This is a genomic window from Streptomyces sp. NPDC088350, from assembly GCF_044753545.1.
Lineage (GTDB): Bacteria > Actinomycetota > Actinomycetes > Streptomycetales > Streptomycetaceae > Streptomyces.
Genome location: NZ_JBIVNL010000006.1, coordinates 220,888 through 233,824, shown reverse-complemented (window position 1 = coordinate 233,824; position 12,937 = coordinate 220,888). Strand labels below are relative to the sequence as shown.

Genomic DNA, 12,937 nt, shown 5'->3' with positions numbered 1-12,937 from the left:
CAAAAAGAAGGTCACAGGACTACGACGGCCCCCGCACGGCCGCCAGTTCGTGCAGGACGCGGGCCAGGTCCGCCGGTGCGGCGGCGAGGCGTACCGGGCGGCCCCCGTCGTCGAGTTCGGCGACGTCCCAGTGCCGGGGGACGGTCTCGCCGTCGCTGCCGTGCGCCCGCCGTACGTTCCTCACCGTGAGCCGCTCCACGGGGATCCGGCGCGCGGCGAACCGGCCGGGGCCGGGGGTCACGGCGGGCGGGCCGTCGCCGAGGGCGATGTGGGTGCCGTAGCCGTGCGGGTTGTAGTCGGTGTGGTCGAGGAAGCGGGCGGAGACGAACACCTCTCCCGTCAACTCGTCGTCCTCCGCGACCTGTTGGGGCGTTCGCGGCCGGGTCGCGCGCCAGGCCCGGGTGAGCAGGGCCAGGGTGACGAGCGTGCCCGCGGCTCCCCAGGCGATCGCCACGGGGGAGGAGAACAGGCTCGCGGGATACAGATAGCAGAGCGGCAGCAGCCACACGGCCGTACCGGCGAGGGCGACCGCGAACGGGCTTGCGGACGGCAGGACTTCGTCGGCGGGCAGCCGGCGTCCGCGCAGGCGCAGCAGGACCTGGGCGGCGGGGTAACCGGCGGCGAGGACGAAGAGGGCCGTGACGTCGGCGACGGCCCCGGCGCGGGTGATGCCGTCGCGCCACACGTAGTGCGTGCCGGAGACCGCCCTCACCTCGTCGCGCCAGACGGTCAGTTGGACCCGGTCGCCGGGCCGGAACCCCTCGCCCGCCTCGCGCGACACCGCGAGGCCGGCGAGGGGCCGGGCATCGGTGAAGTAGAGCCGGCTTTCCTTCCGGGGCTGGTTGACGTCGATCCGCTCGATCACGGCCGGCAGGGTGGACAGGCACTCCCGGACCTGCGCGGCGGGCGTCGCCGCGGTGCACGGCCTCGCCGCGTGCCACGCCCGCTCGGTGGCCACGGCCCCCGGGACGAACCACCCGGCCACGCCCGCGCACACAAGAAGCAGCAGACACAGGGCAGTTGATCCGGCACGACCGCGCCCGGCGGTGCGGCGGGTGACGACCACGAGATGGTCCGACGCCGGTTCTCCGTGGTGGCCGTGCAGCGCGCGGAGCGCGGTCAGCTTCTCCTGGAACTCCGGGTCGCGGGGAGACCGGGCGAAGGGGAGGGGCAGGAGCCGTTCCCGCCCGTCGCGCAGCAGGACGCCGACACGACAACTGTCCTGGCCCCGCGCGAAGTTGGACCGCCGCAGCCGTACCCGCACCTCGGCGACCTCGTCCCACGGCACGCTCCAGCGCCGCAGGAGCGTCCGGGACCGCAGACCGCGCGCGTCGGCGTCCACCCGGGCGGTGACCAGGCGGAGCGTCAGGAGGCCGATGAGCGCGAGCGACGCGGCGATCGCCGGCCACGGCGCGTACGGCCCGCGATACACCGCCCACCCCGCCGCCACGACCGCCCCCGCCGCCGCGCACGCGAACAAGAACCACAGGGCGCGTCGCGCGCCCGCACGCCAGGTCACCTCATGGACTTCGCTCACAGGACGACTGTGCCCGCACCCGGGCGGCAAGCGCTTGTGCGATCTCCGGCAGTGTTCCGGCCCGTCGGACTGCCCGGAAAAGGCAACGTGAGGCGGGGCGGGGACGGGGGTGGTGGTGCCGGGGGCGAACCGCGGGCAGGTCCGCACAGTTGCCCCACCGAAATGACATGACCCGTTCACCGAGTCTCCACATTCATAGCTCTGCGCCGAAAGAATCCGGCCATTGACTCACTCCGCGCGGCATCCGTCCGGAGTCGCGGGGCGATTCGTTTCCTTAGGTGGGGGGACACGTGGTGTCCGCGCAGGAGGGTTCCGGCAGACCGGAACCCCACAGACCCGTGCTCGATCCGCCGCCCAGGAGGCCACAGGCCGCCCGCGGGCTCGGTGACCGCGTCTTCCGCTACCAGTTGACGGCCACCGGGGTCGTCGTCCTCGGCATCATGGCGGCCGTAGGACTGTTCCTCCTCCTACGGGCCACCCAGGCGCTGCGCGCCACCGGCCCGTCGTTCCTGACGACGGCCCAATGGCAGCCGGACGTCCACAAGTTCGGCATCGCGGCCGTGCTCACCGGCACCCTGCTGATCGCCGCGGTCGCCGTCACGATCTCCGTACCACTCGCGGTCGGAACCGCGCTCTTCATCTCGGACGTGGCCCCGCGCGGCCTGCGCCGCACCCTGGTGAGCCTGGTGGACCTGATGGCGGCCGTCCCCTCGGTCGTCTACGGCCTCTGGGGCCTCTTCTTCCTCCAGGCGCACGTGATCGGCCTGTCGCGCTGGCTGTCCGACTGGTTCGGCTGGTTCCCGCTCTTCAAGGTCGACGGCACCCACCCGGGCGATCCGCTCGCCTCCGCGAGCGTCTACACCGCGTCCGCGTTCGTGGCCGGGATCGTGGTCGCGCTGATGGTCGCGCCCATCCAGTGCTCGGTGATGCGCGAGGTCTTCGCGCAGGCCCCGGCCGGCGAACGCGAGGGCGCCTACGCCCTCGGCGCCACCCGCTGGGGCATGATCCGCGCCGTCGTCCTGCCGTACGGCAAGGGCGGCATCATCGGCGGCACGATGCTGGGGCTCGGCCGGGCGATGGGCGAGACGATCGCCATCTACATGATCATCTCGCCGGTGTTCGTGATCCAGCCGCACATCCTCCAGACCGGCTCGAACTCGGTCTCCTCCCTCATCGCCCTCCACTACGGCGACGCCTCGTCCTTCGGCATGTCGGCGCTGATGGCGGCGGGCCTGGCGCTGTTCCTGCTCACCCTGGCGGTCAACTTCACCGCCTCCACGATCGCGGCCCGCTCGCGGTCCGGCGCGCAGAGCGAGGCATGAGATGACGGTCGTAGAAGAACGCGCGACGCCGGTCGAGACGGAGTCCGCCGCCGCCCGACTCCCCGACGTACCGCGGCGGATCGGCGGCCCCACCCGCTCCGGGGTGCTGGCGCTGTGCGGGGCCGCGGTGTCCGCGCTGTGCGTGAGCGTGCTCCTGTTCGGTGAACTGGCCCCCTTCTCCGGGGCGTTGGGCTTCGCCGTCACCTGGTACACCGTCTTCCTGGTCGTCTACGGCGTACTCACCGGCCTGGAGGAGAACGGCCAGGCGGTACGCGACCGGGTGATGACGGTGGTGCTGTGGACGGCGGCGGCCCTGCTGTTCTCCGCACTCACGCTGGTCGTCGGCTTCACCCTCTGGCGGGGCCGCGAGGCACTCACCTACCTCAACTTCTTCCACCAGGACATGCAGGCGGCAGGCCCCCTGGACCCGCTCGGGGTCGGCGGCATAGCCCACGCGATGGTCGGCACCCTCCTCATGATCACCATCGCGCTGCTGATCACCGTCCCCCTGGGGCTGGCCTGCGCGGTGTACCTCAACCAGATCCCCGGCCGCTTCTCCCGCTTCGTCCGCACCATCGTCGAGGCGATGACCGCGCTGCCCTCCATCGTGGCCGGCCTCATGGTCTACGCCATCTGGGTCCTCCAACTGGGCATGGAGAAATCAGGACTTGCGGCGGGCTTCGCGATCAGCGTGATGATGCTGCCGATCGTGATCAGGGCGGCGGACGTGGTCCTACGGCTGGTCCCCGGCACGCTCACCGAAGCGGCGGAGGCGCTGGGCGCACCGCGCTGGCGGACGGTCTGGCACGTAGTACTGCCAACGGCGCGCTCCGGCCTGGCGACCGCCGTCATCCTCGGCACGGCCCGCGGCATCGGCGAGACCTCGCCCGTACTCCTCACCGCGGGCTTCACGGCGGCCACGAACTACGACCCGCTGCACGGCCCGATGATCTCCCTCCCCCTGGCCGTCTTCAGCTTCGTCCGCTCCCCCGAGCCGGCGATGATCGCCCGCGGTTTCGGCGCGGCGGCGGTGCTGATGGCCCTGGTACTGGTCCTCTTCGTCATCGCCCGCGTCATCGGCGGCCGTGGCCCCGGCCAACAAACCCGCAGACAGGCCAGCCGCACCGCCCGCGCGTCCCGACGAGACACGACCCGCTTCGCCGAACTCCGGGCGCCGGGCCTGTCGTTGTTCGACACCCATCCCCATGAATCACCGGCAACCACGCCCACCCCAACATCCGAACCCCCCGCAGCCGCCGACGACGAACCCACCCCACAGGGACCGGCCGCACTCGCCGACGACGAACCCGCCCCACAGGGACCGGCCGCACCCGACGACGAACCCGCCACCAACAGCGCACGCAGTGGCGGCGAAGCCGACACGGAGAGCGCACACGCAAACCACGGAACACCCGCACCCGCCCACAGCGAACCCACCCCACAAGGACCACCCGCACCCACCCACGGCGAACCCGCCCCCGCCCCCGGAGAGACGACCGACTGATGCCCAGCCACCTCACCGCCCCTCTCCGCCGCCTACGGGCACTGGGAACCCTGGCCGGGGTCATCACCGCCCTGGCCGCCCTACTGGCAGGGCCACTCGCCGGGCCCGCCGCCGCCGACAGCTACACCCCCATCGCCGGCGCCGGCTCCACCTGGGCGGAGAACGCCGTCGACGAATGGCGCCGCGCGGTCAACCAGTACGGCATGCGGATCAGCTACGCCGGCACCGGCTCCTCCGACGGCCGCCGCCAATTCCTCAGCGGCACAGTCGACTTCGCGGTGTCGGACATCCCGTTCCAGACCCACCCCACCGACGGCAGCGCGGCGGAGCGCCCCGGCTCGGGGTCGTACGCCTACATGCCGATCGTGGCCGGCGGCACCGTCTTCATGTACCACCTGACCGTCAACGGCAAGCGCGTCACCAACCTCCGCCTCTCCGGCGCCGTGGTCACCAAGATCTTCACCGGCGCCGTCAAGACGTGGGACGACCCGGTGATCAAGGCGGACAACCCGGGACTCCAGCTCCCGCACCGCACCATCGTCCCGGTCGTCCGCTCCGACGGCTCCGGCTCCACCGCCCAGTTCACGATGTGGATGGCCGCCCAGCACAAGCCGCTGTGGAACGCGTACTGCGCGAAGGTCGGCCGCTCCGGCGCCTGCGGGCAGACCTCGTACTACCCGACCGTCTCCGGGATGATCGCCCAGTCCGGCGACCTCGGCGTAGCCGGCTACATCGCCCAGAACTACGGCGAGGGCGCGATCGGTTACGTCAACTACTCCTACGCCCTCAACGCGCACTATCCGGTCGCCAAGGTCCTCAACCACGCGGGCTACTACACCGAGCCGACCCCGAAGAACGTCGCGGTCTCGCTGCTCAAGGCGAAGATCAACACGAACAAAAGCTCCGCCGACTACCTCACCCAGCAGCTCAACGGCGTCTACAACGACACCGACAAGCGCAACTACCCGCTCTCCAGCTACTCGTACATGATCCTGCCGCTGAAGGTGCAGGGCACGTTCACGAAGGACAAGGGCAAGACGCTGGGCGCCTTCTCCTACTACTTCATGTGCCAGGGCCAGCAACAGGCGCCGTCGCTCGGCTACTCACCACTGCCGATCAACCTGGTGCGGGCGGGCTTCGACCAGATCCGCCGCATCCCCGGTGTACGGGCCCAGAACATCAACATCAAGAACTGCAACAACCCGACGTTCACGACCGACGGCCGCAACAAGCTGGCGGAAACGGCGCCTTATCCATCCGCCTGCGACAGGCAGGGCGCGACGGCCTGCACGACAGGCAGCGGCGGCGCCAAGTCATCGTCAGGCAACGGAAGTTCGGGCGGCACCACGTCCGGCGGCGGCACGGGCGGCACCGCGACGGGCACCACCGGTGGCACAACGGGCGGCGGCTCCGGGCAGCCCTCCGTCGACCCAGACACCGGCCAGGCCCTGACCTCGGGCGGAACCGGCACCGGCGGCACCAGCACCGGCACCGGAACGGCCGCAGCGGCGGCGGACGGCACGATCGCCCTCGCCCAGCCGGTCGCGGTCTCCACCGAACACGGCTGGACCACCACCCAGACCCTGATGCTCCTGGCCGCCCTCCTGATCGTGGGCCTCCTCCTGCTCCCGTCGATCGCCTCCCGCCTGATCACGTCCCGCACCAACAACCGCGAGGACGAGGGGAGTTCACGATGACCACCATGTCGGACAACCCGCAGCCGCCGACGGCGATTCCGCCCCACGGGGGCCACCCGCACCCGACGACGAAGGCGTCACGGGCGGTGCGGGTGGGAAACACATCGGGGCCGAGGGCGAAGCCGAGGCTGTTGGTCCGCCTGATCGCCGGCGCAGCCATCGGCGCCCTCGCCGGTCTCGCCGTAGCCCAGTCCGCCCCACCCGCGACCGCCGCGCCGGCGAGTTCCGCCGTGACCGTCTCCGGCCGCGGTGAGTTCAAGGACATGAAGTTCACCGTCGACCAGACGACCCGCCTCACCAGCCAAGCGGTGACGGTGAGTTGGACGGGCGGCACTCCGACCACGTTCGCGGGCACGCAGTTCGACACCGACTTCGTACAGATCATGCAGTGCTGGGGCGACGACGACGGCACGGTCCCCGCCAACCCCGGCCCGGCCCGCACCCAGTGCCAGTACGGCGCCTCCCCGACCACCGACCGGAGCAGCTGGCCGGGCAACGGCCAGGACGACACCCGGCAGATCTTCTACAGCGCCGACCCCACCAACTACGGCCAGGACAACCGGTACGGCGCCGGCAACCCGAACGCCCCCGGCGAGGTCCCCTTCAAGTCGGTGGACGGCACCACGATCACCACCGGCACCCAGAACAACAAGTTCTTCAGCCGCAACACCACCAACGAGGTCGACTTCGCCCGCACCGGCGCCGACGGCACCGGCAAGGAGTTCTTCGAGGTCCAGACCGCCAACGAGGCGCCCCACCTCGGCTGCGGCGTGCCCGTCACCACCAACGGCGTCACCAGGCCCCGTTCGTGCTGGCTGGTGATCGTCCCGCAGGGCCATCTGGACCTGGACGGCAAGCCGTACGCGGACCAGAGCCAGGTCAACGCCGGCTCCCCGGTCTCCTCCACCAACTGGCAGAACCGGGTCGCGGTCAAGCTGGACTTCAACAGCGTGGGCACCAACTGCCCCCTGGGCGCCGACGAACGCCCCACCACCGGCAGCGAGTTGGCGGCGGACGCGATGACCAGCTGGCAGACGACGCTCTGCTCGGCCGGCAAGGTGTACAGCTACACCGAGTTCGGCGAACCGGACACCCGGTCCCGGCTGATCGCGGACGGTTCGACGGGTCTCGCGTTCACCACCCGCAGACTCGGGGCCGACCCGGGCACGACAGCGCCGTCGGGTACGACGACGTACGCGCCGGTCGCCGTCTCCGGAGCCGTCATCGGGTTCACGATCGAACGCAGATCGTCGTCCGGGGCACCGGCGTCCGAGGAGAGACTCGACGGCACCAAGATCGAGTCCATCAAGCTGAACGCCCGCCTGGTCGCCAAGCTGCTCACCGAGTCGTACCGCAGCTCCACCTGGGGTTCGGTCATCAGCGGCAAGGCGGCCAAGGGGTACGGCTGGGCGCGGACGAACCCGTCCGGGCTGGCCACGGACCCGGAGTTCGTCGCGCTGAACCCGGAGTTCGCCTATCTGTCGGTCGCCGAGACCCCGGCCACCGACACCGATCTGCTGACCTCGCTCGGCCACTCCGACACCGCCCGCGCGATCTGGCGGTGGATCCTCGCCGACAGGGACGCCCGGCAGTTCCTCGCCGGTGTCCCCGACGACGACGGCATGCGGGTCAACCCGTACTACAGCACCAACGCGGACCTGAACCCGTCCGGCACCGCCTTCGACCCGTCGAGCGCCGACGACTACCCGAAGAGCGACCCGTGGTGCACGATCCCGCCCGGCTCGGGCGCGCCCGCGACGAACAAGCAGTGCATGATCGACTTCCACCCCTATGTGGAGGACATGCACGCCGGCGCCCTGCACGCCCGCCGGGCGGACACCCTGTGGAAGTCCAGCTGGGACCCGCTGGCCACCCCGCCGGCGTACAAGAACTCCGGCCCGCAGATCGTCGGTTCGCGCTTCGTCATCACGATCACGGACGCGGCCTCCGCCGCCCGCTACGGCCTCCAGACCGCCCAGTTGAAGAACAGCGCGGGCACGTACGTCGCCCCGACCACGGCGGCCCTGACCGCGGCGGCGGCGACCGCCACCGGCTCCGGCGTCCCCGAGGTCACCCCGGCGAACGCCACGGCGAAGGGCGCGTACCCGCTGACCGAGCTGGTGTACGCGGCGGTGCGGCCCGGCAAGGTGAGCAAGGCCGCTCGCCAGGACTACGCGGCCCTGCTGCGGTACGCCTCCGGCGCCGGCCAGACCCAGGGGGCCGATCCGGGCCGGCTGCCCTACGGATACGCCCCGCTCTCCAAGAAGCTGCGCGACCAGGCCGGCAGGGCGGCCGACGCGCTCGTCGCCTACACCGGTCCGACGTCCGCGGGTGGGGGCGGCTCGGCCGCCGGGGGTACCTCCGCCTCGGCCGGCGGTGCGGCTGGCTCCGCCGGGGGCACTGGTGGGACGGCGGGCGGCGTCGGTACGGGTGCCGGTGGCGCGGGCGCGAGTGTCTCGCCGAGTGTGTCGGCGTCGTACGACGGGGGTCAGGCCGTCGCGACTACGGCGGCGGGTACGACGCCTGCCGATCCCGCGAGTCCGTTGCGCTATGCCGTGCCGGTTGGTGCGGCGCTCGGTGCGGTGGCCGGGGTTGGTGCGCCGTTCGCCGGCGGGCGGTTGTCAATGGGCTCCGCGCAGACGGCAGTTCGTCGGCTGCGGGCCCGTCGTGGCTGGTCGCGCAGTTCCCCGCGCCCCTAAAGGGGCGCTGCACCTAACGGAGTTGAGAACTCCCCATGAACCGCCGCCCGCCCCGAAAGGCAGTCGGGGCGGGCGGCTCGCACCACCCTCTCAGATTCAGCAGATCCATCCGATGGCACGTCACCTCGCACACCTTCTGGAGAACCGCAATGCGCAGAACGCGCCTCTCGGCGGCCATGGTCGCCGCCGCCGTGGTGTCCGGCACGCTGGCTCTGGCGAGCCCGGCGTCCGCCGACCCCACCCCCGCCGGAACCTTCCGCCAGCTCGTCGGTGTCGGCTCGGACACCACCCAGGACGTCACCAACGCCCTGGCCGGTGACACCGTCAACGGCACCAGCTACGCCACCACCGGCGTGAAGTCGGTGAACGGCGCGGGCATCGCGTCCTACGACGCGATCGAGCCGGGCACCGGTGCCACCGGCACGAAGATCACCACCCGTACCGGCGGCACGACCTTCCTGCGCCCGAACGGCTCCGGCGCCGGCCGCACCGCCCTGAGCCAGTCGCTCACCGGCGACCTGGACTCCTCCGGTGCCTCGGTCAAGGGCCAGGTCGACTTCGCCCGCTCCTCCGGCGGTCCCTCCAACTCCGGCACCGCGCTCACCTACATCCCGATGGCGCGTGACGCGGTCGGCGTCGCGGTCAAGGGCTCGGCCCTGGACACCCTGACCGTGAAGCAGCTGCACGACATCTACACCGGTTCGCTGACCGAGGTGAACGGCCAGACCGTGCACCCGAGGATCCCGCAACTGAGCTCCGGCACCCGCAAGTTCTTCCTGAACGCGATCGGCGTGACCAACGACGCCGTCGCCGCGAGCGTCACCGTCGTCCAGGAGAACCAGGCCGACTCGGTCCTCACCGAGGACGGCGCGCTCGTCCCGTTCTCCGTCGGTTCCTGGATCGCCCAGAACAACGGCGTCTCCCCCGACTACAGCAAGACGGCGGCAGCCGCCGGCGCTCACCTGGCCTCCGTGCAGCTGCCCGGCGACGACGGTGCCACCAGCCCGGTCACCACGGTGAACGGCAAGCTGACCCCGGTCAACGCCTACTACGAGAACTCGACGTTCGGCCGTGACGTCTACAACGTCGTGCCGAGCCGGGCGATCGACCCGACCAGCATCTTCTACGACAAGGACCTGTACGACGTCTTCGTCACCAGCGGCAGCCACACCGCGCAGCTGGCGTCGGACGCCGCCGAGTCCGTCATCGCCAAGTTCGGCTTCGTCAACGAGTCCTACAACGGCTCCGTCTCCCTCACCAAGCACGCCAAGCTCGGCGGCCTGGAGGAGGGCAACACGTTCGACGTCCACACGCCGAACGCGCCCGCCCTGAAGTCCACGCTCGGCGACGCGAGCCTCCGGCTCAGCTGGACCCCGAACAGCACCGTCCCGGCCATGCCGGTCACCGACTACCGGATCACGCTCTTCGACGCGGACGGCGCCGTCGTCGCGAGCAAGGACGTCGCGACCTCCACCACGTCGTACTCCTTCACCGGTCTCGCGACCGGCACCTACACCGCCACGGTCACCGCCAACAACGTCAACGGCCTGGGCGCCGCGGCCAGTTGGACCGGCGCCGTCAAGTACGCGAGCACCACCAAGGCGACCACCGCCACCACCGCGTACGGCACGACCCCGAAGGTCGCGGTCACCGTCACCGGCTCGCACGGTGTCGTCCCCAGCGGCAAGGTCACCGTCAAGGACGGCTCGACGGTCGTCGGCACCGGCACGCTGAACAGCGCCGGCAAGGTCACCGTCAACGTGTCGAACCACCTCACGGTCGCCACGCACAACCTGACCGTCTCCTACGCCGGGGCGAGCAAGCTCAACGCCTCCTCCGCGGCCGTCTCCCTGAAGATCACCAAGGCGACCCCGACGGTCACCAAGACCGCGCCCGCCTCGATCGGCCACACGGCCCGCGCGAAGGTCACCGTCAAGGTCACCGCGACCGGCACCACGCCGGCCGGCACCGTGCGGATCTACGAGGGCACCAAGCTCCTCGCCACCGGCACCCTGAGCGCCGGCAAGGTCACCATCACCCTGCCGAAGCTCGCCAAGGGCACACACACCCTGCACGCCTACTACGCGGGCTCGACGACGGTGAACACCAAGTCCGGTGCCAACTTCGTCATCAAGTCCACCTGATCCAGCCCCAGTTGACCGCTTGACCGCCTGACCGTTTGACCGACCTGCGGCCGGGGAGACCTCACCGTCTCCCCGGCGGCCCCTACGACGACGACAGCAAAGGAGGCGGGCCGCCGTGACCGTCGCCACCCCCGTCAGGCCCGCTCCGGCCGTGCCGCGCACGCTCGTCCGGAACGTGCGCGGCGTCACCGCCGTCCGCCACCTCGCCCGCGGCGGGCTGCTCAGCCTCGCCGCCCTCCTGCTCGGCATCACCGCGCAGCTGCTCGTGTTCAGCGGCGCGCAGGAACACTCCGCGCAGCACGCCTCGTTCGACGAGCTGCGGGGTCAACTCGCCCTGGGCACCGCCCCGGTGTCCCAGACCGACCAGCAGGGCAGACTCCTCGCGCCCGGCACCCCGGTCGCCCTGATCGACATCCCGGCCCTGGGCCTGAGCCAGGTCGTCCTGGAGGGCACCGACTCCACCGTCCTGACCGACGGCCCCGGCCACCGCCGTGACACCCCGCTGCCCGGCCAGTCCGGCACCAGCGTGCTGATGGGCCGCGCGGCGGCCTACGGCGGCCCGTTCGGGCGGCTGGCCGAGCTGCGCGCGGGCGTCACGTTCTCCGTGACCACCGGCCAGGGCAAGGCGACGTACCAGGTCGCCGACGTCCGCCGGGCCGGCGACCCGGCACCCGCCGCCCTCGCCTCCGGCAAGGGTCGGCTGGTCCTGGTCACCGCCACCGGCCCGCACTACATGCCCTCCGGCGTCCTCCGCGTCGACGCCGACCTGATCTCGACCGCCTTCCAGACCCCGGCGGCGGTGATCCGCTCCGGTACCCTGCCCGGCTCCGAGGAACCCCTCGCCCGCCCCGACGGCGTCCCGTGGCCCCTGGTGATGTGGCTCCAGGCGCTGCTGCTGGCCGCCGTAGCCGCCGTATGGGCCTGGCACCGCTGGGGCCGTCACCAGACGTGGATCGTCTTCGCCCCGCTCGTCGCGGTCCTGGGCCTCCAGGTCGCCACGCGCACCACCGAACTGCTGCCGAACCTGCTGTGAACCGAGGGAACCAGACATGACCGTGACCGACACCGCCGTTCTGCCCGTCGTCGACCCGACGGCCGCCCCCGCGACCCTCGAAGCCCGCGCCGTCTCGGCCTGGTTCGGCACCCACCAGGTGCTCGGCCAGGTGTCGCTGACCATGCCCGCGGGCCAGGTCAGCGCCCTCATCGGCCCGTCCGGCTGCGGCAAGTCGACGTTCCTGCGCACCCTCAACCGCATGCACGAGCTGATCCCGTCGGCGGCCTTCGGCGGCGAGGTGCTCTTCGAGGGCGAGGACATCTACGACGCCTCGTGGCGGCTGACCGACGCCCGCCGCCGTATCGGCATGGTCTTCCAGAAGCCGAACCCGTTCCCCGCGATGTCGATCTACGACAACGTGGTGGCCGGTCTGCGCCTGACCGGCACGCGGGTGGGCCGCCGCGAGAAGGACGAGCTGGTCGAGGAGTCCCTGTCCCGCGCGGGCCTGTGGAAGGAGGTCCGCGACCGGCTGCGGCAGCCCGGCGGCGCCCTGTCCGGCGGCCAGCAGCAGCGCCTGTGCATCGCCCGCGCGCTCGCCGTACGCCCCCGGGTCCTGCTCATGGACGAACCCTGCTCGGCGCTCGACCCCACCTCCACCCGCCGGGTCGAGGAGACCATCCACGAACTGGCCGGACAGGTCACCGTGGTGATCGTCACCCACAACATGCAGCAGGCCGCCCGCGTCTCCCAGCAGTGCGCGTTCTTCCTCGCCGAACAGGGCACCCCCGGCGGGATCGTGGAGGCCGGCGCCACCGACGACGTCTTCGGCTCCCCCCAGGACCAGCGCACGGCGGACTACGTGGCGGGCCGCTTCGGCTGAGCCTCACGTAGCGGGGGTTGTGGTGGATCGGCGGGCCAGTTGATGAATTCGCGTTGAATCACGGCTGACAGTTCGCGGTGATATGGCACGCGTGCGCGAGGACGCACAACCAAGCCCCCAGGGGGACGGTCAGACGCTGTGCCGGAACCCGAACTCCTCG

General features: G+C 71.4%; 8 protein-coding genes. 7 read left to right on the top strand and 1 reads right to left on the bottom strand.

The window, feature by feature from the left end; translation table 11 throughout:
• Nucleotides 1–19 precede the first annotated feature (19 nt).
• Nucleotides 20–1,537 (bottom strand): PH domain-containing protein, encoded by a 1,518-nt coding sequence (locus tag ACIQBL_RS22465; RefSeq protein WP_401944397.1) that lies wholly within the window; start codon nucleotides 1,535–1,537, stop codon nucleotides 20–22.
• A 293-nt stretch (nucleotides 1,538–1,830) separates the two neighbouring features.
• Between ACIQBL_RS22465 and pstC the strand changes: the two genes are divergently transcribed.
• From pstC to ACIQBL_RS22430, 7 genes are all read left to right on the top strand, one after another.
• On the top strand, nucleotides 1,831–2,859 hold the full coding sequence (gene pstC, locus ACIQBL_RS22460) for a phosphate ABC transporter permease subunit PstC (RefSeq protein ID WP_401944395.1): 1,029 nt from the start codon (nucleotides 1,831–1,833) through the stop codon (nucleotides 2,857–2,859).
• Between the two features lies 1 nt (nucleotide 2,860).
• A complete protein-coding gene (gene pstA, locus ACIQBL_RS22455) occupies nucleotides 2,861–4,363 on the top strand; it encodes a phosphate ABC transporter permease PstA (RefSeq protein ID WP_401944393.1) in 1,503 nt (500 codons plus the stop codon).
• On the top strand, nucleotides 4,363–6,060 hold the full coding sequence (locus ACIQBL_RS22450) for a phosphate ABC transporter substrate-binding protein PstS (protein ID WP_401944391.1): 1,698 nt from the start codon (nucleotides 4,363–4,365) through the stop codon (nucleotides 6,058–6,060). Before pstA ends, ACIQBL_RS22450 begins: the two co-directional genes overlap by 1 nt.
• A complete protein-coding gene (locus ACIQBL_RS22445) occupies nucleotides 6,057–8,759 on the top strand; it encodes a hypothetical protein (protein WP_401944389.1) in 2,703 nt (900 codons plus the stop codon). Before ACIQBL_RS22450 ends, ACIQBL_RS22445 begins: the two co-directional genes overlap by 4 nt.
• Before the next feature lie 149 nt (nucleotides 8,760–8,908).
• On the top strand, nucleotides 8,909–10,903 hold the full coding sequence (locus ACIQBL_RS22440) for an Ig-like domain repeat protein (RefSeq protein WP_401944387.1): 1,995 nt from the start codon (nucleotides 8,909–8,911) through the stop codon (nucleotides 10,901–10,903).
• A gap of 115 nt (nucleotides 10,904–11,018) precedes the next feature.
• Nucleotides 11,019–11,936, top strand: a complete 918-nt coding sequence (locus tag ACIQBL_RS22435; protein ID WP_401944385.1) for a sortase — start codon at nucleotides 11,019–11,021, stop codon at nucleotides 11,934–11,936.
• 16 nt (nucleotides 11,937–11,952) lie between these two features.
• Nucleotides 11,953–12,777 carry a phosphate ABC transporter ATP-binding protein gene (locus ACIQBL_RS22430; RefSeq protein ID WP_401944383.1) on the top strand — a complete coding sequence of 275 codons (825 nt, stop codon included), beginning with the start codon at nucleotides 11,953–11,955 and terminating at the stop codon, nucleotides 12,775–12,777.
• Nucleotides 12,778–12,937 lie beyond the last annotated feature (160 nt).